The following is a 23,314-nucleotide window of genomic DNA, read 5'->3' as shown; positions in this document are numbered from 1 at the left end:
ACTTTGGCGTCTGTCGCTCTCCAGCAAATCAGAAAATGTTGCTCGCTGGAGGAAATGCATGCTTTCAAGCCGACACCGAACCTCTTTCCTGTTCAGTGCATCAGCGCTGATACTGGGCTTCTCCACGCTCACCACGCAGGCTGAAGACTTCGAGCTCGACACACTGGTCATCACCCCCAGCCGCACCCCAACGGAGGCCTCCAAAGTGGGCTCCACGGTGCAGGTTATCGAGCGCGAGGAGATCGAGGAGCAGTCTCTGCCTCTGGTGCAGGATTACCTCAACCAACTGCCGGGCCTGAATCTCTCCCCGAATGGCGGGCCCGGAAACACGACCACGCTGATCATGCGCGGCCTGCGCGGGCAGTATGTTAAAACCCTCTTCGAGGGCATCGACATATCAGAAGTTACTGGCCCTACCGTGCAGGCAGCCTACGGTCACCTTCTCGCCGACAACATTGGGCGGATCGAGGTTCTGAAAGGCTCACAGAGCACACTCTACGGCTCCGATGCGATTGCCGGCGTGGTCAATCTCACAACGCTCGGAGGCATTCCGCAGGGTATCGAGCACAGCGTTCATGTCGAAGGTGGATCCCGAAAAACAGGCTTTGGAAACTACTCACTGACGGGCGGTTTCGACCAGGGCGAATTCGGCATTTCCCTGTCTGGATTCACCACCGATGGTTTCTCGATGGCATCATCTGGTGTGGAAGATGATGGATACACCAATCTGACAGGGACATTCAGCGGCCGATACGAAACCAGCGGCGATCTTGCAGTTTTCGCCAGCGGCCTTCTGTTAAACGGCTCGACTGAGACGGATGATGGCTTTCCAGTCGCCGACAGCCCGGCGAACGGGACATTTCGGCAGGCGGCCGGGCGCGTGGGCGCCGAATTCTCCCTGTTTGACGGTCAATTGAACAACACGTTGTCGGTACAGATGTCCGACACCGCCCGCGAGAGCACAAGCGGCTCTGGCTCCACCTCAACCTTTGACGGTTTGCGCTACAAGCTGGATTATCTGGGCTCTCTGGAAATTTCTCCCGAGCTGACGATCAATTTCGGCGCAGACTGGGAGCGTCAAACGGCCGTTACGGCAAATGTCGATAAGAGCGTTTCAATGGGCGGCGGCTGGATCGACGCGATCTACAGCCCATTTGATGCGCTGACTTTGACAGCCGGCGTCCGCCATGACGAACACAGCACCTTCGGTGGACACACATCCTGGCGCGCCACCGGATCCTATGAGTTCGCCAGCACCGGAACACGTTTCCACTCCTCGGTCGGAACGGGCTATCGCGCGCCGAGTCTCTACGAACTCTACGCTCCGTTCTATGGCAATACCGAACTGAAGCCTGAAACGAGCCTCGGCTTCGATATCGGCGTTGAACAGCGCTTTCTGGATAACAGGCTCGTCACCGATGTTACCTTCTTCATGATCGATGTCGAGGATTACATCGGCTACCACCCGGTCACCTATCAGAACATTCAGACGAATGGCGAGGTCAAGACACGCGGCGTGGAGGCGTCTTTTGCCTATGCGGCAACCGACTGGCTCGACCTGCGCGGTGCCTATACCTACACGAAGGCCACCCAGACGGATGGACTGCGGGAAGTGCGCATCCCGAAACACGACATCGCTCTTGGCGCGACACTGCGTCCTGCCGATCGCTGGGAAATCAGCGCGACAGCGAAAATCGCCCTCGACACGGTGGACGGTTATGTCGACGGCCCACGCTCAAACCTTGATGATTATATTCTTCTGAACGCCAGGGTCGCCTACAAGCCGAACGAGAATACGGAGCTCTATTTGCGTGGCGAGAACCTTCTCGATCAGAAGTACGAAGTCGTTCAGGGCTACAACACACCCGGCTTCGGCGTTTTCGCCGGCTTCCGTGCAAAGTTCGCTCCCTGATGCTGGGGCGCCGGAAACGCCTCCCCTGCCTTTCCGGCCTTGCTCTTCTGGCCGGCGCGCTTCTTGTCGCGCCGGTTTCGGCCGCGCCGAAACGCGTCATGTCGCTCAATCTGTGCACTGACCAGCTTGCCATGACGCTGGCCGGGCCGGATCAGCTCGTCTCCGTCTCCTTCCTTTCGCGCGAGCCGAGCCTCTCAATGCTGCATGAAGAAGCGCAGGCCTACCCGGTCAATCACGGGCTTGCCGAAGAGGTGTTTCTTGAAAATCCCGACCTGGTGGTCACCGGCACCTACTCACTACACAACACCACCGCGTTGCTGAAACGGCTGGGCTTTCATGTCGAAGAATTTTCCTTCGCGCAGACCCTTGAGACCATTCCTGGTGAAGTGCGGCGGATGGGGGCGCTCATCGGGCAGGAAAAGAGGGCGCAAGCCATCGCAGACGATTTCACGCGTGAACTCGAAACAATCGCCGCCGGCCAATGCGGCAAAGACCCTACCATGATTGCCTATGACCAGAACGGCATCGCCTCTGGACGCGGCACGCTGGCCGATTCCGTTATACAGGCTGCCGGCTTTGCCAATCTTGCCGCCGACATGGGTGTCATTGGCGTAGCCCCCTTTCCACTGGAGCAGGTGATCGCCGCCCACCCGGATGTCATCAGCATCGGCGCGCCGCAAAAGGCGCCGACGCTTGGCGAATTTGTGACACGCCATCCCGCTATTGGCGCGCTCCCCGATACGCGTATCGGCGCATTCGTGCCGGAGGCCTCCCTGTCTTGCGGTATCCCCTCGGTGATCGAAGCCGTGCGGGCGCTGGCAGCGCTCCGCACCGAGATCGCTCCCTGCCACGGGAACGCTGCGCAATGAAGCTCTGCATGTCGCTCATCCTCCTGGTTTTCGTGCTGTTCGTCGTGTCGCTGCTCGTCGGTCCCGCCGAACTCCGGGTGGAAGACAGCATTGCCGGGCTTTTTGCCGGCGGCAGTGAGGCGGCGGCCATCATCATGCGTGAAATACGCCTGCCGCGCGCCCTTCTTGGTCTTGCCATCGGCATGTCGCTCGGGCTTTCCGGCGCGGTTCTTCAGGGTTTTTTGCGCAATCCGCTGGCTGAGCCTGGCGTGATCGGCGTGTCGTCCATGGCAGCCCTCGGCGCGGTTCTGGTGTTTTATTCGGGGCTTGCCGGAAGCTCGCTCTATGCGCTGCCCGCCGGTGCGCTGATCGGCGCGCTCCTTGCAATACTCGTCCTGCTTGCCATTGCCGCGCGCCAGGGTTCAACGCTTACACTCATTCTGGCGGGCGTTGCGCTCTCCAGTCTTGCGGGAGCGCTTACCGCGCTGGTTCTCAATCTTTCCCCCAATCCCTTTGCCTCCTATGAGATCATCTTCTGGCTGCTGGGCTCTCTGAAGGACCGATCCATGGAGCATGTGGCACTCGCCCTGCCGCTCATGGCTGCGGGCTGGTTTCTGATTGCACTCTCGGCCCGCGCCATTGATGCACTTTCGCTAGGCGAGGAAGCGGCTTCCAGTCTCGGTATTTCCATGAGCCTCACACGCTTTCTGATCGTCGCCGGAGTGGCGCTCTGCGTCGGTGCGGCCACTGCGGTCACCGGCACCATCGGCTTCATCGGCCTCGTGATCCCGCATCTTATTCGTCCGCTCACCAACCGAATGCCAAGCAGCCTTCTGCTACCCGCAGGGCTGGGTGGCGCAGCACTTCTCCTCGCCGCCGACATCGCGGCACGCATTGTGTTGCCCGCTGGCGAGCTCAATGTCGGCGTTCTGACAGCGCTGATCGGAGCGCCGTTTTTCCTGTGGCTCGTTGTCCGCGCCCGCCGGGAGATGCTGTGATGGATCTGCACGCCGACAATCTCTCTGTTACGCTCGCAAACAGACACGTGATCAGTGACATTGGCTTCAAGATCAAACCCGGTGTGCTCGTCGGTGTTCTTGGACCGAATGGCGCGGGCAAATCCACGCTCATGCGGGCGCTCAACGGCCAGCTCTCCGTCAAGGGTGACATCCGGTTCGGGGAACACGACCTTGCGGTGATAGGGCCCGCGGCGCGCGCCCGCCTCGTCGCCTATCTGCCGCAGCAACGCACCATAGGCTGGCGGCTGACCGTGCGCGATCTCGTAGCGCTCGGCCGTCTGCCGTGGCGTGCCTTTGGCCAGCGCGCGAGCGCGCGCGATGAAGATGAAGCGGCAATCGAGCGCGCGATGGAGATGGCCGATATCGCGTCACTCTCGCCGCGGATCGCCACCGAACTCTCTGGCGGAGAACAGGCCCGCGTCCTGATGGCGCGCGCCATCGCGCAGGAGACACCGCTTCTCATCGCCGACGAACCGGCCTCCGGCCTCGATGCCGCGCACCAGATCATGCTGATGCGATCGCTGAAAGGGCTCGCTGCAGAGGGAAAAACCGTGCTGGTTTCACTCCACGATCTGACGCTGGCGGCTCGCTGGTGCGATGAGGTCATGCTCCTGAATGAGGGAAATCTGGCCGCGCTTGGGTCGCCGGAAACCGTGTTGTCGGATGAAAACCTCGCGAGGATTTATGGCGTGACGGCCCATCGCGCACAGGATGGAAACGGCCTGATCATTGCGCCTGTGGGGCTGACCGAAACGGCACCGAGCGGCTAATCGGCATTGTGCGTGGCCATTGCCGCCCTGGCATTGAGAAGACCGTCGCCGAAGTCTTCGTCACGGCCAGGCTCTCCCAGATCCACCGCGGTGCTGCGAAGCAATTCCGCAAGCGCCCTGGGAGATGCATTCTCGCCCGCATGGATCAGATTGGCAATCGCTCCAGAGACGATGGCAGCGGCAAAGGAGGTGCCCGTAACGACATCCATGCCGCCGGGTATGGGGGCCACCACGTTCACGCCCGGCGCCGAAAGATCGATGTAGCGGCCACGGTTTGCCTTCCCCATCACCCGGTCGTGCATATCGGTCGCCGTTACGGCGATCACGCCATCATAGGCTGCCGGATAACCGAAAGGCGCGCCGGGACCGTTGTTGCCCGCAGCAGCGACAAGCACCACACCGCGCGCCATCGCATTACGGCAGGCGGAAGAAAAAAGCGGATTTTCTGGCCCAACAAAGCTCATGTTCACGATCTGGGCGCCCTCTTCCACCGCCCAGTCGAGCGCCGCCAGAAGCACGCTGGTGCTGGAAACGCCCTCCTCGAAGGCTCGGGCATGGAGCAATCGCACACCCGGTGCCACACCGCGAAACGGCCCATCGCCGGCAATCAGACCAGAAATGGACGTGCCATGCTCCCGGTCTTTCACCGCCATGTCGGGGAGCGCGTCGAATACGCTTGCAACACGGCCGGCAAGGGCCGGGTGCGTCTCGTCCACAGCCGTATCGATCACGGCCACGCTCACATTCTCACCGTTCACCGCGCCGGCATCGAGTGCGATCCGTTCAAAGGCGTAGTTGACGATGCCCGCGGTCTGTTGAAGCTGGAACACATGGTTCGGCACCCGATCGGCCAGCCGGCCATCGCCTTCAAGCTGTGCAAGCACGAAAGCCACCGGGCGTCCGTCGGGTATCCCTAGGCGGGCAATGGTGCGCCCGAGCAAGGCCGAACCACGGGCCGAGCGCAGTTCCAGCCCGAATTGCGCCGCAATGGCGGCAGCCACATCCCCGTCACCGTCGAGGGTGACAAGAACCTCATCCGGCACGAAAACTCCGGAGATGGCACGCTGCGGCGCTACGGGCCTGACATTGGCTCCCACGCTCCCTGTCGTGGTGGCTGGGCTGCCGGGCGTGGCGCCATTGCCTGCCGCGCTGTCATTCGTTGCCGAAGATGCATCACCGGATGTCGCAGGCTGGGTGGGCGCATCGGCGCCCGCCCCCGGGCCAAACAGCTCCGCCAGCATCTGCGGCAGAAAGACCACATTGCGTCCGCTGGCCTCCAGCCGCGTCTGCGCTTCGTCGTCGGCGGATTCAACTGGTGTACCTGTTTGGGCATGAGCTGAAACCGCGAAGACAACCGAGATAACAAGCCCCGCCAATAAGTGTAAAATTGACTTATTCATCGCCCGGCCTGCGTCCCGTCACGACCGATTCAACGAGTTCCGCCTGTTCGAGTGCCTCAACGATCTGATTATACTGTTCAACCGTCTCGGCATCGACGACAACACGGTACAGCCCGCCCGGCAGAGGCCCGGCGGCGATCTCGACCCCGCTTTCTTCAAGCAAGGTCGAGACATCGGCCATGGAGGCATCCGCCGCGAATGTCACGAAGGCGAAGGGTGCGTTCCCGCGATCCGCTCCCGCCACGGAATATTGCTCGGTCTGCGAAAGGTTGAGCCAGACCGTCTGGCCGACGAGAATGGCGAGCGCCAGCCCGGCAGCCACCCACGCAGCCTGCACCGGCAGTGAAGGCAGAAAACCGGCCAGCCATTCCCGCAGCGAAGGTTTTGCGCTCCTGTCGGGGCCCGCCTCCTCGGCCAGCGCCCTGGAAAAGCGGGTTAACGCATCCTCTGGCGGACGGATCGCCTCATTGTCCGCGAGCGTGGCCGAATACTCGCCCTCGGCTTCGGCCAGCGAGGCCATGGCCTGCGGGTCGGAGGCAAGCCACTCCTCGACCTCGCGCAGTTCCGCGCCCGAAAGCGTTCCGTTCAGGAAGAACGGCAGCAGCGCCTCCAGCCGGTCGCGGCGGTTCGATTGTGCGTTCTCGCTCATGGCCAGCCTCGATCATATCCTGCCGCCTGCAAGGCTTCTCCAAGCTTCTTGCGGGCGTAAAACATCCTGGTTTTCACGGTAGCGGCGGGGACGGAAAGGATTTCGCCGATCTCGGTCACCGACTTGCCGTGGTAATAGGCTAGGTCGACCACGGTGCGGTGTTCTTCCGACAGTGCATTCACGAAGGAGCGCAGCGCCGCCGCCTTGTCATCCTTCATTGTGGTGACCTCCGGCGTGTCGGCGGTGTCTTCAATCGCCTCTGCCTGCCCGTCATCCAGCGCACTTTCCCGGCGCTTGCGCAAAGCCGAAAGCGCCTTGAAGCGGGCGATGCCAAGCAACCAGGTGGAGACCTGAGAGCGCGCTTCGAAGCGCGGCGCCTGACGCCACACTTCCAGAAACACTTCATTCGCAATCTCGTCCGCCATGGTTTCCGATCCCGTCTGGCGCATCACGAAACGGAAGACCCGTGCATGATGCCGCATGAACAAGAGCCGGAGCGCCGCCCTGTCCCCACGCGCCGTTCTGGCCACGAGTGCAGCATCGGATGTCTGATCCGCAACACTCATGCCAGGCCCTTCGACAGTGTGTCGCGCGACGGTGCGTTTCGGTTCATCGCTTCCCCCAGTTTCTGAAAAGCTAGTCCATTTGCCGTTCGGTGGAAACAGAATTGCCTCCCTCTATCGACTTTGCGGTGCACATCAATGTGAACCTTTTCACAGCCTCGTCAGACAAACCCTGCAGGGTACGCATGGTGCGCACCCGGAAAGGAGTGTTCTGATGACACGGCATATCGACTGCAAATGGTCGTTCAAGCCGCCGCGGCGCGTGGCCGGGGCGGTTTTGTTGACCTTGCGTAAGCCGAGGCGTAGGCTCTCCCATGACGGGGTTGAAATGAACCTCGCTTCGGGGGGATACGCCGGAACAAGGGGAACAGGGCTCAACAATGATGCCCATCCGGCCACCTCCCGAAACGGCTTCGGGAGGCACGTTATGGGGCATAACCGGCAGTTCCCGGCACGGTGCGAAGGAAACGCACACGATCGTCCTGGCACAATCGCCAGACGCTTTCTTGAGAGCACCGCCGCCATAGCGCTCGCCGTCATGGCGGGCTTTTCATCGAGTGCACCTGCAAGCGCGCAGGAAAACGCGATCATCCAGCCGGGTTTCATGGCAGTGACCGGTTTCCCCGGCACGCTCATCCCCGGTTTCGAGGAAGGGCTCCTGCCCGGTGTCGACCCGGTGGACGAAACCTTCATCGATACCGGGCGCGCTTCTCTGCGCATCTTCGACATGACCTGGCTGGGCGCCCCGCCCAGCGGGCAGGTGGTCTTTACCCCGCCGCCCTTCGAAGTGCCGGCCTCTGAAATCGGTCAGGTGTTCGGTCTTGCCTATGATGACGGCAAGCGCGAAGAGACCACGGCGATCGTACCGAACCTCTACGCCGCCGCAACCTCCATGCACGGTCTCCAGATCGTCACGGAAGACGCGGACGAAGACGGACGGCCCGAGCGGCAGCGCCGCGGCGAAGCCGGCGCACGCTTCATGGATGGGCAGTTCGGCGAGAAGAATGGCGGCGGACCCGGTTCGATCTGGAAAATCGACGGTATCACCGGTGCCGTGACCCTGTTTGCCAATATCGACACGAACAGCGGACCCGGCATCGGCAACATCGCCTTTGACCGGTCACACCGCCAGTTCTTCGCTTCCGATCTCGACAGCGGTCTCATTCACCGCATCGACATCGACGGCAATCTCATCGACACGTTCGATCATGGCGTCGACGGCAGGCCGGCACGCGGGCTCGATCCCGTGGGCGACGATGGCGCCGTGATGGACATTCAGGGTGCTGCTTTCGACGCGGAAGAGCCGAAGAGCTGGGGTTACACGCAGGAAGAGCGCCGCGTTCATGGCCTCGCCATGCACGGTGGACGCCTCTACTACGCCGTGGGCGAAGAGGCGGAAATCTGGTCCGTGGGCATCGCCCGCGACGGCACATTCGCCGGCGACCCGCGCTGGGAGCTGACGGTGGAGGCAGAGGAAGACCTTCCGGTCACCGACATCGCCTTCGACACGCGCGGCTTCATGTACCTTGCCCAGCGGGGCGAGGTCGAAAACCGCTATGACTACTCAAGCTTCGCCGACAGCGGTGAAGCATCGGTGCTGCGCTACTGGCGCGAAAGCCCCGACGATCCCGAAACCGAAAGCATCTGGGTGCCGGCACCGCAGGAATATGCCGTCGGTTTTCCCGAACCATACCGACAGGGAGCCGGCGGCATCGATCTGCAATATGGCTATGACGCCGAAGGCTTCTTCAACCGCAATGCCTGCGCAGCCACACTGGTGAAAACCGGTGACAGACTGCGCGACAACCCTGCCCTTGAAGACCAGCTCATCGAAGGCGGGCCACTTGTCGTTCATGGCGTGCAACTCACACGAAGCACGCTCGTGCGGCCAAAGAACGAGCCCCCCTTCGGCTCGTGGTTTGCCGATTACGACGGTTTCTTCGAAGACCCCGAGGTCAAGGGGCATGTCGGCGACGTGGAGGTCTGGCGTCCCTGCGAGGGCCGCGCCGGCTACTACGAGCCTATCCCCTATCCGGGCGGCATTCCCGTGCCCGGCTGGCCGCCCGGCTTCCCGCCACCAAACGATCTCCCGCCCTGTATCGAGCTGGAGACCGCGGCGTATTTCTGTACGCCCGCAGGGCTTGAAGCCGATCTCTATATCCATGACCGCGCCGGCATCGGTGGCGATTCGCTTTCCGCGAAATCGCTCACGCCCGGCGTCGGTGTTTCCCCGTCCAGGCAGACGGTTCCCAGCCTGGCCACGCCGTTCACACTCGGCATCAGTGGCCACATTCCTGGTGAAACCGTCGATCTCGGCCTTTGCTTCTACAGTAAGTCCGATGCCGAGGCGGGTGGCTACTTCCCCTGTTGCAAGGTGACGTTGCCGCTTGAAACGCCGCTTGAATCCTGTGCGCCGTGAGGAGGGAGAGATGATCATGTTCACTTTTCCCGCCGACCGGACCACGGTCAACAATGTCATGGAGACGATCATGAAACCCCTTGCAGAAAAAGCGCGCTCGCCGCGCTGGCTGCTGGTGGCGGGCATGGCGCTCTCCACCGCGCTCATACCGCTTTCCGGCATCAATCAGGCGAGAGCACAGGACCGGACGATCGAGGAGCTTGAGGTTCTCGAAACGCCGGGCGACGCCGAAGGCCCACGCATTGAACTTGAACCGGAAGTGCCCGAAGTCGAGCCCGATCTGACGCCTTTCCTTGAAAAGCGCGGAACACAGCTCAATTGCGATTATGTGGAATACCGCCTGCGCCTCGGCGTGCGCGGCACACCTGACATGATCGCCCATCCGGGCCTCGACGCGTTTCTCACCAATGTAACCTTCGAGTTTACCGATCAGCTTCCCGCCAATCTGTCGATTGTCGACGCCACTTTCAGCGGCGACATCATCGGTGTCGGCGGTGGAGCCGTTCCACCCCATGTGGTCAGCACAAGCGCTACCCTTGATGACACGCTCACCCAGTCGGACTTCCATCTGTCCGCCGCCGATCTCGACGGCGACGGCAGTCTGACCGAGCGCGCCATCGACATCACCATCAAGGCAAAGATCGACCAGACGGCGTTCCCTGCCGCAACCAATGTCGATAATCAGGCCAATGTGGCCGTGATCCGCACGGCAACCGGCGGGCTTGTCGCCACCATTCCGTCGCACGATCCCGCCCTGCCGGACGACGGTGACTGGAAGACGGGCGATCCAACGACAATCACCATCGACGTCACGGATTGCGATCCGCCACCGCCTCCCCCTCCGCCCGGCGACGGGCCGGAAGAGGCCTGTTTCTCGGTCGAGACCGGCGAGGTGGACTGCCTTCCCGGCGGCGGTGCCTATATCTACCGCATGGATGTCGGCCCGGAGATGGCAGGCAATGTCGTCACGGTGACCTCCACCACGCCCGGCATCACCATCGATCCGCCGAGCCAGCCCGTTCCGGCCGGCGGTGGCACGCTCGAATGGGAGATCACCGGCGCGCTGCCCGGCGATACGGTGCATCTGATCGTCACCGGCATCGAGACCTATGCGGGTCCGGCCGAGGGCGTTGGGCTGTGCTGCTCGCAGGTGGTCGATATTGAGATCCCCGAAGACCTCGAATGCCCGCCCGACGATGAAGGCGAGCCCGATATCAAGGTCGAGAAGCGCGCCGATGAGGCCGAATGCGAGATCGACGGTTCGTGTGATTTCACCATTCGCGTCTCCAACGCGGGTGACGCACCTTACACCGGCAAGATCGTGCTGGATGAGGTAACGACGCCCGGCAATGCTACGGTGGTCTCGGGACCAAATGCGCCATGGACCTGCGTTCCGATGGCAAGCCCCATGTCGTGCGAGCATCCCGAAACAACGCTCAATCCAGGCGAATTCGTGGAGCTGAAACTCGGCTTCCAGCCAGGACCGGCATGGAGCTGGAGCGCGATCCGCAACTGCGCCGAATATGACTACACGGCCAGCGGCAAGGATCCGTTCGGCGATCCGACCAACGACAAGGCCTGCGCCACTATCGCGATCTGCCTGCCGGGCGATCCGGCCTGCACGCCGCCGGAGAACGATATTCCGGATATCGCCGTGCGCAAGCGGGCCGATCCTTCGGTCTGTACGCCAGATGGTCTCTGCACCTACGTCGTGACCATCATCAATGCGGGAGCAACGCCGATTAATGGTCCAGTCAGCTTCGAGGACACTTTCCCGGCCGGTGACGTTGCCTCGGCATCGTTCAGCCCATCACCGCCCTGGTCGTGCGCGCCGCTCTCCGGCAACACGTTCCAGTGCAATCATCCCGGACTGAACCTTGTGCCGGGCGCATCGACGGACATTCTCGTGACCACGATCGTTGGCGATTACCCGACAAACGAGGTCGAGAACTGTGTGGAGGTGACCGCGCTTGAAGGCGAAACCAACCTCGCCAACAACGAGGCCTGTGCGACGGCGACCATACCGGGCATCCCGGGCGGCCAGCCGCAAATGCGCATCCAGAAGACCTGTGAGCCCACCGTCTCGCTCGCCGAAGGTGTGGCCTGCCGGATCACGGTCAGCAATGCGGGAACCGCCGCACCCGTCGGCCCGGTTCGCGTCAACGACGCGGCCGAGATCATTGGCAGCGGTGCACCGGTGGATGTCCAGAGCGTCACGCCTGACGGCCCGGAGTGGTCGTGCGGCGCTGTGCCTGCGGCCAGTCTCACCTGTGAGATCCCCGGCGCCATCATGACGCCCGGAACCGCGCGGCACTTCGATGTGACGGTCAATGTCTCACCCAATGAGCGTTTCGAGAACTGCGCACGCGGTTCCTTCGGCCCGGCTCCGGGAGACGACATCGTCTATCCCATCGGCGAGGCCTGTGCTCAGGGCGGCACGCAGATCTCGGTCGAGAAGACCGGCGATGCAGAGTGCCTGCTTGGCGAGCCCTGCACGTTCCAGATCACCATCCGCAACGAAGGTCCGTCATCGATCTCCGGTCCGGTTCGCATCGGCGATGCGCTTCGGGTTGAAGGGTTTGGTGGCGTACCGGCCCGGATCATCTCCGTGAACCCGCCTTTCGGCTGTTCGCCGGAGCCGACCGAGCTTCCCTTCGCCTGCGAAGCCGACCTCACCCTTGCCAGTGGCGAAAGTCGCACGCATGAGGTGGTTGTCGAGCTGCCGGAAGATGGCGGGCTCGCCAACGCGGTGGGCAATGGTGCATCGGGACGCAACTGTGCAGCGGTGATCGACCGTGAAGCGGATGTGCGCACCGCACCGTCCCTCTCAGGTACCCCGGATGGTGCTGGAGATGGCCGTGCCTATGACTGCCATGACTTCACGGTTCTGGCGGATGAGAATGAGGATCAGCAATGTTCGCCGGGTCTCGTTCTCAACAATGACGGGCGCTGTGTCTGTCCGGAAGGCACCACCTTCCGCAACGGCCAGTGCGTCGGCACGCAGACCGCTCCGGTTCCGCTGCCCACGCCGCGGCCAACACCGCCGCGCGAGCCCGATCCGAAGCCGCAGGCAGATCCCCGGCCGCAATGCCGGCTCCTGCCGGGTCAGATCCGCACGCGCGATGGCCGCTGTGTCTGCCCTCGCGGAACGCGCCTGACCAACGGCCGCTGCGTCAAGCCGCAGGTCCAGCGCGAATGCCCGCGCGGCACGACGGGCACGCCACCCAACTGCCGGCCGATCCGCCAGCAGTGCCGCCTGCTTCCGGGCATGATCCGCACCCAGGACGGACGCTGCGTCTGTCCGCGCGGAACACGTCTGGTGGCCGGAGCCTGCCGCAAGCCAGAGGTGCAACGCCAATGCCCGCCGGGAACCACGGGGCGCTTCCCGAATTGCGCACCCATAGTGCAGCCGCGCTGCCCGCGTGGAACGACTGGCAAGTTCCCCAACTGCCGCCCGGTTGTGCAGCGCCGCTGCCCGCAGGGCACCACGGGAACCTTCCCGAACTGTCGCCCGGTCGTGCAGCGCCGTTGCCCGCCCGGCACCACGGGCAAGTTCCCCAACTGCCGGCAAATCCGCGTAACGCCGCCGGTCAACCGGGTGCCCCGGCAGCAGCTTGATCGTCCCCTGCGCATCAACCCGCAACTCCTGCGGCCGCGCGACAAGGGCAATCAGCTCCAATAAGGGGAAACACCTTAAAAATGCCCCGCCGGGTTCTCCGGCGGGGCGCTTATCCTCCACCCACCGCGCAAGACATTACTCCCCCACGGCCTGGTCCAGATCAAAACTCGAATATCCCGGTGGACGGACTTTCCCGGTGATCACCCGGGTTTCAATTTCCAAACGGTACCGACCACCCCATCGGCGCCAATGGTTTGCAATCCGCTTTTCAACCCACGCAAGGCGATGTCTCGCAAGCGTTCGGCTGCCTTCTTCATCCAGATAGCTCACCCGCAGCACGGAGGGTTCCCGGTCGAGAATCTCGATCAGCTGATCGACAGCGGAGAGCCAGTTCTGTCTCAGCGCACTTCTTCCTCGTACGAATGCGTCACTGCGAAGATCAAGCCGCACCATACGCTGGATCGATGCACCAAAATTGATTTTGGTCATCTTGCCGGCGGTCAGTCGAACCACGCGCACATTTTCCGTCGTCAGGCGATAGCCTGAAGGCAGGGTTCGGGCGTCGAGCTTGACGACGAAGTTGGTCCCCAGGCGGTGATCCGGCAGCGCCGCGCACGGTATATGAAAGCGGCCCGCCGCGTCGGTTGTTATCAGCCGCCCCTTCACAGCGGCTAATCGCACCCCCGGCAATCCCGGTTCCCCCTCGTCCGGATACCCGTTGCTGTTTCTATCGTCGAAAACTTTCCCGATCACGTCACCACAATCGAAAACCGGCTCCTCTTCTATCCGGACACTGGCTTTGGCTTCGGAGGTTATCGGGCGACCGAGCGGATCGGTCAGAACCGCAGTGTTGACATAGACACCTGGACCGATAGAGGCCGGCGCATTCATGCTCAGGCGAATTTCGATCGAACTCTGCGCCTCCAGAGAAATGTCATCGAAGCGAAGCAAGCGACCGTTCACGACTGGGTCCGCAGGTGCCCCATCCACCTGTGCAGAGCCCTCAATATAACGAAACCCGGGCGGAAGCTGATCTTCAACTTTCAACCCTCGAACGGGTCCGTCGCTATTGTTGGTCACCACGATCGTAAATGGTGCCTGCTCTCCCCGACGGATGCTGGTCCTGTCCGCGGTCTTGCTGATCGTGAGGTTGCCCGCCCCGGCCGGTAAAGTCAGAGGAAGCGTGCTTTCGTTCGAAGCCAGGGAAAATGCCTCACCGCCGCCATCCAGCACTGAGCCATGTGCGGTTGCTGTATTCGTGACCGCTTCGGCGGTTCCGGCACCATTCTCGATGTCAGCCTGTGTAAGCAGGTAGTTAGCGGAAAAATGCCCGATCTCGCCCACCGCCAGAGATTGCGTGTCCGGTTGTATGTCAGACAAGCGGCCATTCGCGGGATGCCCGTTGAATTCCGGACCATTGTCCTCGATCCGAATGTCGCTCACAGGAAGCTTACCGGTATTGGTGACCTCAAACGCGTATTGGATAACATCACCGGGCGAAGCCAGGCCGTCGCCATCCATGTCCGAAAATCCACCGGTTTTGGCCAGGCTCAGACCCGGAAACTGGAGGGGCAGGACAACGCACTGTTCCGAGGGACAATCCGGGTCTGCCTCAGTGGGAATTTTGGCGAAGTTGACGACTGTATCAGCCGCTTGTTCCAGCCGTTCGACCACGGATGCTTCGACCCTGAGAACGAGTTGCCCGCTGGTGCCCCCCTCGCGCTGCGGAACGGTCAAACCTGTCCACTCGACAGTGCCGCTGCTGTAGCGGCCACCATGACTTGCAGCCACAAACCGCAGATGCGGATCCAGAACATCGAGCACGGAAAAGTCAGTGGCGGCGCTGCCGGCGTTGGTGAGCACAATCTCGAATGTCAGGGTCTCGCCAAGTTCGGCCAGTCCGGGAACCCCGCCTCCCTCCGATACAAGCGATTTGGAAACGCTTACATCCGGAGGAATGTGGTTTGCGGTGCTGCAGGGGGCACACTCTCCACTGCTTGCAACCACACTGTTGGACAGGGTTACCGGTGCGTCCTCGGCTACAATTGCCGTGTAGCTGATGCTATGGGTCCCGGCCGGTGTTCCCGCCGGAAGCTTGAAAGAAAGTTCCGGTTCACCACCCGTGTCCGCTTCGAACGAACCGGCGCTCACAACACTGCCGAAGGTGAGCCCGGATCCGAGCGTATCGGTTAATTCGAGATCCTGCGTTGTCGTTCCGTCTACGACCACCGTCGTCAACGTATAGGTCAGCGTGTCTCCGATCTCGACGGATGCACCGTCGCCCACATCCGACGTCTTTGCCGTGCCGAGCCGGACCAGCGGATTTGCCGTTGCGCAGGACCTGCATTCGCCCACATCTGCGACCACCGCGTTGGACAGCGCTCCCGAAGCACCGTCCGAAACTGTCGCCGTATAGGACACACTGTAGGTCCCCGCTGCGGTACCGGAAGCAAGCGTGAAAGAGAGCTCAGGCGCACTTCCCACGTCAGCTGAAAATGCTCCCAGAGCCGTCACACTGCCAAACTCCAGCCCTGCCCCCAGCGTATCGGTCAGGACGAGGTCCTGTGTCGTATCGCCACCCGTCACCTCGGTCGTCAGCGTGTAGGTGATCGTGTCGCCTGCCTGAACACCAACACCGTCGCCCACATCCGATGTTTTGGATGAGCTGAGCTCAACAAGCGGATTCGCGGTCGTGCAAGAAGAGCAATCGCCGATGTTGGCCAGCGCACTGTTCGAAACCGAGCCCGCCGCACTCTCGGACACCGTCGCCGTGTAGGACACGCTGTAGGTTCCCGCCGGTGTTCCAGAAGGAAGCGTGAACGAGAGGTTCGGCGCGCTGCCTGTGTTCGGAGCGAACGTGCCCGGCGCCGTCACGCTATCGAAGTCGAGCCCCGCTCCCAGCGTGTCGGTCAGGATCAGATCCTGTGTCGTATCGCCACCCGTCACCTCGGTCGTCAGCGTGTAGGTGATCGTGTCGCCTGCCTGAACACCGACACCATCGCCCACATCCGATGTTTTGGATGAGCTCAATTCAACAAGCGGGTTCGTGGTTGCACAGGGAGAGCACTCCCCCACATCAGCCACCGCACTGTTTGAAACCGAGCCCGCCGCGTTCTCGGACACCGTCGCCGTATAGGACACGCTGTAAGTTCCCGCCGGTGTTCCAGAAGGAAGCGTGAACGACAGGGTCGGCGTGCTGCCTGTGTCCGGAGCGAAGGCCCCCGGCGCCGTCACACTTTCAAACTCCAGCCCCGCTCCCAGCGTGTCGGTCAGAACGAGGTCCTGTGTCGTATCGCCACCCGTCACCTCGGTCGTCAGCGTGTAAGTGATCGTGTCCCCCGCCTGAACACCAACACCGTCGCCCACATCCGAAGCCTTCGACGTGCTGAGCTCAACAAGCGGATTCGTGGTTGCGCAGGGGGAGCACTCACCCACATCGGCGACGGCATTGTTCGAAACCGATCCTACCGCACTGTCAGAAACCGTCGCCGTATAAGACACGCTGTAAGTTCCCGCCGGTGTTCCAGAAGGAAGCGTGAACGACAGGTTCGGCGCGCTGCCCGTATCCGGGTCAAACACCCCCGGCGCCGTCACACTGCCGAAGTCGAGCCCAGCCCCCAGTGTATCGCTCAGAACCAGATCCTGTGTTGTATCGCCACCCGTCACCTCGGTCGTCAGCGTGTAGGTGATCGTGTCGCCTGCCTGAACACCAACACCGTCGCCCACATCCGATGTTTTGGAAGAGCTGAGCTCAACAAGCGGGTTCGTGGTTGCACAGGGGGAGCACTCGCCCACATCGGCCACAACACTGTTCGAAACCGAGCCCGCCGCACTGTCAGAAACCGTCGCCGTGTAGGATACGCTGTAGGTCCCCGCTGCGGTACCGGAAGCAAGCGTGAAAGAGAGCTCAGGCGCACTTCCCACGTCAGCTGAAAATGCTCCCAGAGCCGTCACACTGCCAAACTCCAGCCCAGCCCCCAGCGTATCGCTCAGAACCAGATCCTGTGTCGTATCGCCACCCGTCACCTCGGTCGTCAGCGTGTAGGTGATCGTATCCCCCGCCTGAACACCAACACCGTCGCCCACATCCGATGTTTTGGATGAGCTCAGTTCAACAAGCGGATTCGTGGTTGCGCAGGGAGAGCACTCACCCACATCGGCCACAACACTGTTTGAAACCGAGCCCGCCGCACTGTCAGAAACCGTCGCCGTGTAGGACACGCTGTAAGTTCCCGCCGGTGTTCCAGAAGGAAGCGTGAACGAGAGGTTCGGCGCGCTGCCTGTGTTCGGAGCGAACGTGCCCGGCGCCGTCACGCTGCCAAACTCCAGCCCCGCTCCCAGCGTGTCGGTCAGAACCAGATCCTGTGTCGTATCGCCACCCGTCACCTCGGTCGTCAGCGTGTAGGTGATCGTATCCCCCGCCTGAACACCAACACCGTCGCCCACATCCGATGTTTTGGATGAGCTCAGTTCAACAAGCGGATTCGTGGTTGCGCAGGGAGAGCACTCACCCACATCGGCCACAACACTGTTTGAAACCGAGCCCGCCGCACTGTCAGAAACCGTCGCCGTGTAGGACACGCTGTAAGTTCCCGCCGGTGTTCCAGAAGCAAGCGTGAACGACAGGGTCGGCGCGCTGCCTGTGTTCGGAGCGAACGTGCCCGGCGCCGTCACGCTGCCAAACTCCAGCCCCGCTCCCAGCGTATCGCTCAGGATCAGATCCTGTGTCGTATCGCCACCGGTCACCTCGGTCGTCAGCGTGTAGGTGATCGTGTCGCCTGCCTGAACACCAACACCGTCGCCCACATCCGATGTTTTGGATGAGCTCAGCTCAACAAGCGGATTCGCGGTCGTGCAAGAAGAGCAATCGCCGATGTTGGCCACAACACTGTTTGAAACCGAGCCCGCCGCACTGTCAGAAACCGTCGCCGTGTAGGACACGCTGTAAGTTCCCGCCGGTGTTCCAGAAGCAAGCGTGAACGACAGGGTCGGCGCGCTGCCTGTGTTCGGAGCGAAGGCCCCCGGCGCGGTCACGCTATCGAAGTCGAGCCCAGCCCCCAGCGTATCGCTCAGAACCAGATCCTGTGTCGTATCGCCACCGGTCACCTCGGTCGTCAGCGTGTAGGTGATCGTGTCGCCTGCCTGAACACCAACACCATCGCCCACATCCGATGTTTTGGAAGAGCTCAGTTCAACAAGCGGGTTCGTGATTGCACAGGGGGAGCACTCACCCACATCGGCCACAACACTGTTCGAAACCGAGCCCGCCGCACTGTCAGAAACCGTCGCCGTGTAGGTCACGCTGTAGGTTCCCGGTGCGGTACCGGAAGGAAGCGTGAACGAAAGCTCAGGTGCGCTTCGGGTATCAGCTGAAAATACCCCCAGAGCCGTCACACTTCCAAAGTCGAGCCCCGCTCCCAGCGTATCGGTCAGGATCAGGTCCTGTGTCGTGTCGCCACCCGTCACCTCGGTCGTCAGCGTGTAGGTGATCGTGTCGCCTGCCTGAACACCAACACCGTCGCCCACATCCGATGTTTTGGATGAGCTCAGCTCAACAAGCGGGTTCGTGGTTGCACAGGGGGAGCACTCACCCACATCGGCCACAACACTGTTTGAAACCGAGCCCGCCGCGTTCTCGGACACCGTCGCCGTATAAGACACGCTGTAAGTTCCCGCCGGTGTTCCAGAAGCAAGCGTGAACGACAGGGTCGGCGCGCTGCCTGTATCCGGGTCAAACACCCCCGGTGCCGTGACGCTGCCAAACTCCAGCCCCGCTCCCAGCGTGTCGGTCAGGATCAGATCCTGTGTCGTATCGCCACCCGTCACCTCGGTCGTCAGAGTGTAAGTGATCGTGTCACCTGCCTGAACACCAACACCGTCGCCCACATCCGATGTTTTGGATGAGCTCAATTCAACGAGCGGGTTCGTGGTTGCACAGGGAGAGCACTCACCCACATCGGCCACAACACTGTTTGAAACCGAGCCCGCCGCACTGTCAGAAACCGTCGCCGTGTAGGACACGCTGTAAGTTCCCGCCGGTGTTCCAGAAGGAAGCGTGAACGAGAGGTTCGGCGCGCTGCCCGTATCCGGGTCAAACACCCCCGGCCCGGTCACGCTATCGAAGTCGAGCCCAGCCCCCAGCGTATCGCTCAGAACCAGATCCTGTGTCGTATCGCCACCGGTCACCTCGGTCGTCAGCGTGTAGGTGATCGTGTCACCTGCCTGAACACCAACACCATCGCCCACATCCGATGTTTTGGAAGAGCTCAGTTCAACAAGCGGGTTCGTGATTGCACAGGGGGAGCACTCGCCCACATCGGCAACGGCACTGTTCGAAACCGAGCCTGCCGCACTGTCCGACACCGTCGCCGTATAGGACACGCTGTAAGTTCCCGCCGGTGTTCCAGAAGCAAGCGTGAACGACAGGTTCGGCGCGCTGCCCGTATCCGGGTCAAACACCCCCGGTGTCGTGACGCTGCCAAACTCCAGCCCCGCTCCCAGCGTGTCGGTCAGGATCAGATCCTGTGTCGTATCGCCACCCGTCACCTCGGTCGTCAGAGTGTAAGTGATCGTGTCACCTGCCTGAACACCAACACCGTCGCCCACATCCGATGTTTTGGATGAGCTCAATTCAACGAGCGGGTTCGTGGTTGCACAGGGAGAGCACTCACCCACATCGGCCACAACACTGTTTGAAACCGAGCCCGCCGCACTGTCAGAAACCGTCGCCGTGTAGGACACGCTGTAAGTTCCCGCCGGTGTTCCAGAAGGAAGCGTGAACGAGAGGTTCGGCGCGCTGCCCGTATCCGGGTCAAACACCCCCGGCCCGGTCACGCTATCGAAGTCGAGCCCAGCCCCCAGCGTATCGCTCAGAACCAGATCCTGTGTCGTATCGCCACCGGTCACCTCGGTCGTCAGCGTGTAGGTGATCGTGTCGCCTGCCTGAACACCAACACCATCGCCCACATCCGATGTTTTGGAAGAGCTCAGTTCAACAAGCGGGTTCGTGATTGCACAGGGGGAGCACTCGCCCACATCGGCAACGGCACTGTTCGAAACCGAGCCTGCCGCACTGTCCGACACCGTCGCCGTGTAGGATACGCTGTAGGTTCCCGGTGCGGTACCGGAAGGAAGCGTGAACGAGAGGTTCGGCGCGCTGCCTGTGTTCGGAGCGAAGGCCCCCGGCGCGGTCACGCTATCGAAGTCGAGCCCAGCCCCCAGCGTGTCGGTCAGGATCAGATCCTGTGTCGTATCGCCACCCGTCACCTCGGTGGTCAGCGTGTAGGTGATCGTGTCACCCGCCTGAACACCGACACCGTCGCCCACATCCGATGTTTTGGATGAGCTCAGCTCAACAAGCGGATTCGCGGTCGTGCAAGAAGAGCAATCGCCGATGTTGGCCACCGCACTGTTCGAAACCGAGCCTGCCGCACCGTCCGACACCGTCGCCGTATAGGACACGCTGTAAGTCCCCGCCGGCGTTCCAGAAGGAAGCGTGAACGAAAGCTCAGGCGCGCCGCCTGTGTTCGGAGTGAACGTGCCCGGCGCCGTCACACTGCCAAACTCCAGCCCCGCCCCCAACGTATCGGTCAGGACGAGGTCCTGTGTTGACACTCCGGCTACGACAACAGTCGTCAGCGTATAGGTCAGAGTATCTCCGACCTGAACACCTACGCCGTTGCCGACATCGACAACCTTCGAAGTGGTGGTTCTTACAAGAGGATTCGTTGTGGTGCATGAGCTGCATTCGCCAAAATCGGCACTAGCAGCATTCGAGACCGAGTCCGAAGCGCTCTCAGACACTGTCGCCGTGTAGGATACGCTGTGCGAACCGGCCGGCGTGCCGGCAGGAAGTTTGAATGTCAGGGTCGGTGCACCGCCCGTATCGGGGTCAAACACCCCCGGTGCCGTGACGCTGCCAAACTCGAGCCCCGCTCCCAGCACGTCGGTAAGGACAAGCTCTCGCGTCGTCGTTCCTCCCGTCACCTCGGTGGTCAGCGTGTAGGTGATCGTGTCACCCGCCTGAACGCCAACCCCGTCCCCCACATCCGAAGCCTTCGACGTGCTGAGCTCAACAAGCGGGTTCGTGGTTGCACAGGGGGAGCACTCGCCCACATCGGCCACAACACTGTTCGAAACCGAGCCCGCCGCACTGTCAGAAACCGTCGCAGTATAGGTCACACTGTAGGTGCCTGCTGCTCTGCCGGCAGGAAGCGTGAACGAGAGGGTCGGCGCGCTGCCTGTGTCCGGAACGAAGGCCCCCGGCGCCGTCACACTTCCAAAGTCGAGCCCTGCTCCCAGCGTGTCGGTCAGAACGAGGTCCTGTGTCGTATCGCCACCCGTCACCTCGGTCGTCAGCGTGTAGGTGATCGTATCCCCCGCCTGAACACCGACACCATCGCCCACATCCGATGTTTTGGATGAGCTCAATTCAACAAGCGGGTTCGTGGTTGCGCAGGGAGAGCATTCACCCACATCGGCGACGGCATTGTTCGAAACCGATCCTGCCGCACTGTAAGAAACCGACGCCGTGTAGGACACGCTGTAGGTTCCCGCCGGTGTTCCAGTAGGAAGCGTGAACGACAGGTTCGGCGCGCTGCCTGTGTTCGGAGCGAAGGCCCCCGGCGCGATCACGCTGTCGAAGTCGAGCCCAGCCCCCAGCGTGTCCGACAGAACCAGATCCTGCGAGGTCGTCCCTCCCGTCACGTCGGTCGTCAGCGTGTAGGTGATCGTGTCACCTGCCTGAACACCAACACCGTCGCCCACATCTGACATCTTGGAGGTGCTCAGCAAGACCTTCTGATTGATTACCGCGCAGTCGATCTCGCTGTCGACCGCAACAGCTTCGGAGGAGAGCGTGAAGGAGTTTTCATCGAACGAAACCGTTCCCCCCGCCCCCATCCCCTGACAGATAACATCATCCAGAACCCAGTTGGGCGGCAGGGTCTCTGAAATGACTGTTTCGACACCGACCTCTGACAGGATCTGCTTGTTCCCCGGCTCAGCGACCCCTTCAGAGATGGTGGTGATGGTCTGGCTTTCCCAACCATTGTTCCCTGTGAACGTGAAGGTGCCCACATCGTCAAAAGTGGTCTTGCGAACCGTCAGTCTTGGCAGTTTGACGAACTCAACGGTGCCCTGCGCCTGATCGTTGGACTGGTCATAATCATCGTTCGACGGGTCGGCGTCTCCATCGGGCACAGCGCGATCGAGCGTGGCAACAAGTGGAAAGCTTCCGGAAACGGCATCCGGATTTGCGACCAGAGGGATGGTGAACGCTATGGTGCCGCCAGTGCCCCCGGGGGTTGGCGCGGGAGAAAGCGGCGAGCTCACCGCACAGGAGACCGTTTGTCCCGAAACCGTGCACCCGGGCACCGGACTGGCCGTCCACCCGGTCGGCACGGAAACAGTGATGGCGAAACCGTCCGACGCTTCTGCGGTACCGGGACCAAGGTTGGTGGCACTCACGCTCATGTCCATCGTGTCACCGGGCGCGTTGTAAACGCCTGCCGGTGCGGAGATGGAAATCGATAGATCCGGACGACCGGAAACCAAAAGGGAACAGGTGCTGTCTTCTCGGTTGATGTGTTCAATCTTGCTCACACAACCGCCTGTTTCCGCAAATGAGTTAGCGGGAATACCCGTTGGCCTCTGCGAGGCCGTGGCTCCGTAACCGGATCCTGGCAGCACGAAAACCTCGTTGCTGGAGGCGTAGTCTGTGGGGTCGTTGCTGGACGGAACGAGATATGGCTCGACATGTTCACCCGAAAGTCCGCTTCCATTGTCGAGAAGAACGTCGTCTTTCGTCAGGTTGACCAGCCATCCGGAACCGCCAATGGTCTGGTCCCAGGCAAAATCGGAAAAACTCAAAGCCGCCGAATGGCGGGCCTGCTCCAAATGTCCGCAATAGACATTGATACCATCATACCCGCGCCCTCCCGCCTGCCTATGAACCCCCGAAGCTGCACGATAGGCTTCGTTGTCGCAGAACCAACCCCGGAAAATATGGCGCCCGTTGCCTTCATTCACACCAACAGTTTGCTCCGATGCCGTAGTGACCGTACTGACAGAAACCCAATCCGACGCACCCAGTTGAAGAGGACGGCACGCCATTC

The 23,314-nt window shown here is 61.7% G+C and carries 10 protein-coding genes; 6 read left to right on the top strand and 4 right to left on the bottom strand.

The features are described from left to right. Positions 1–58 precede the first annotated feature (58 nt). From P2W41_RS07395 to P2W41_RS07380, 4 genes are read left to right on the top strand one after another with little or no spacing between them, the layout of a single operon-like run. Positions 59–1,912, top strand: a complete 1,854-nt coding sequence (locus P2W41_RS07395; RefSeq protein WP_404934722.1) for a TonB-dependent receptor plug domain-containing protein — start codon at positions 59–61, stop codon at positions 1,910–1,912. After that, the gene (locus P2W41_RS07390; RefSeq protein ID WP_404934721.1) at positions 1,912–2,781 is read left to right on the top strand and encodes an ABC transporter substrate-binding protein; all 870 of its coding nucleotides are present in this window, start codon (positions 1,912–1,914) and stop codon (positions 2,779–2,781) included. Before P2W41_RS07395 ends, P2W41_RS07390 begins: the two co-directional genes overlap by 1 nt. Next, positions 2,778–3,758 (top strand): iron ABC transporter permease, encoded by a 981-nt coding sequence (locus P2W41_RS07385; protein WP_292896583.1) that lies wholly within the window; start codon positions 2,778–2,780, stop codon positions 3,756–3,758. Before P2W41_RS07390 ends, P2W41_RS07385 begins: the two co-directional genes overlap by 4 nt. After that, positions 3,758–4,549 carry an ABC transporter ATP-binding protein gene (locus P2W41_RS07380; protein ID WP_404934720.1) on the top strand — a complete coding sequence of 264 codons (792 nt, stop codon included), beginning with the start codon at positions 3,758–3,760 and terminating at the stop codon, positions 4,547–4,549. Before P2W41_RS07385 ends, P2W41_RS07380 begins: the two co-directional genes overlap by 1 nt. Here the strand turns inward: P2W41_RS07380 and P2W41_RS07375 are convergent. The 3 genes from P2W41_RS07375 to P2W41_RS07365 are packed head-to-tail and all read right to left on the bottom strand — an operon-like array spanning position 4,546 to position 7,164. Next, positions 4,546–5,925, bottom strand: coding sequence for a S8 family serine peptidase (locus P2W41_RS07375; protein ID WP_404934719.1), 1,380 nt, complete (start codon positions 5,923–5,925; stop codon positions 4,546–4,548). The two genes, P2W41_RS07380 and P2W41_RS07375, sit on opposite strands and share 4 nt — an antisense overlap. 16 nt (positions 5,926–5,941) lie before the next feature. After that, positions 5,942–6,598: a hypothetical protein gene (locus P2W41_RS07370; RefSeq protein WP_404934718.1), complete on the bottom strand. Its 657-nt coding sequence runs from the start codon at positions 6,596–6,598 to the stop codon at positions 5,942–5,944. After that, entirely contained in the window at positions 6,595–7,164 is a 570-nt protein-coding gene (locus P2W41_RS07365) for a sigma-70 family RNA polymerase sigma factor (RefSeq protein ID WP_404934717.1), read from the bottom strand. The genes P2W41_RS07370 and P2W41_RS07365 overlap by 4 nt, the downstream gene beginning before the upstream one ends. A gap of 424 nt (positions 7,165–7,588) precedes the next feature. On the opposite strand from P2W41_RS07365, the gene P2W41_RS07360 reads away from it, so the two are divergent. Both P2W41_RS07360 and P2W41_RS07355 read left to right on the top strand, forming a co-directional pair. Then, positions 7,589–9,580 (top strand): hypothetical protein, encoded by a 1,992-nt coding sequence (locus P2W41_RS07360; RefSeq protein ID WP_404934716.1) that lies wholly within the window; start codon positions 7,589–7,591, stop codon positions 9,578–9,580. A gap of 10 nt (positions 9,581–9,590) precedes the next feature. Continuing rightward, the gene (locus P2W41_RS07355) at positions 9,591–13,262 is read left to right on the top strand and encodes a hypothetical protein (RefSeq protein WP_404934715.1); all 3,672 of its coding nucleotides are present in this window, start codon (positions 9,591–9,593) and stop codon (positions 13,260–13,262) included. Positions 13,263–13,334: 72 nt separating this feature from the next. Here P2W41_RS07355 and P2W41_RS07350 read toward each other — a convergent pair whose 3' ends face one another. Next, positions 13,335–23,069 carry an isopeptide-forming domain-containing fimbrial protein gene (locus tag P2W41_RS07350; RefSeq protein WP_404934714.1) on the bottom strand — a complete coding sequence of 3,245 codons (9,735 nt, stop codon included), beginning with the start codon at positions 23,067–23,069 and terminating at the stop codon, positions 13,335–13,337. Positions 23,070–23,314 lie beyond the last annotated feature (245 nt).

Origin of the sequence: Nitratireductor sp. L15S-10 (genome assembly GCF_045011005.1) — a bacterium.
Lineage (GTDB): Bacteria > Pseudomonadota > Alphaproteobacteria > Rhizobiales > Rhizobiaceae > Nitratireductor.
Note: the sequence above shows the minus strand (reverse complement) of the source record. Positions and strands in the feature narration are given on the sequence as shown.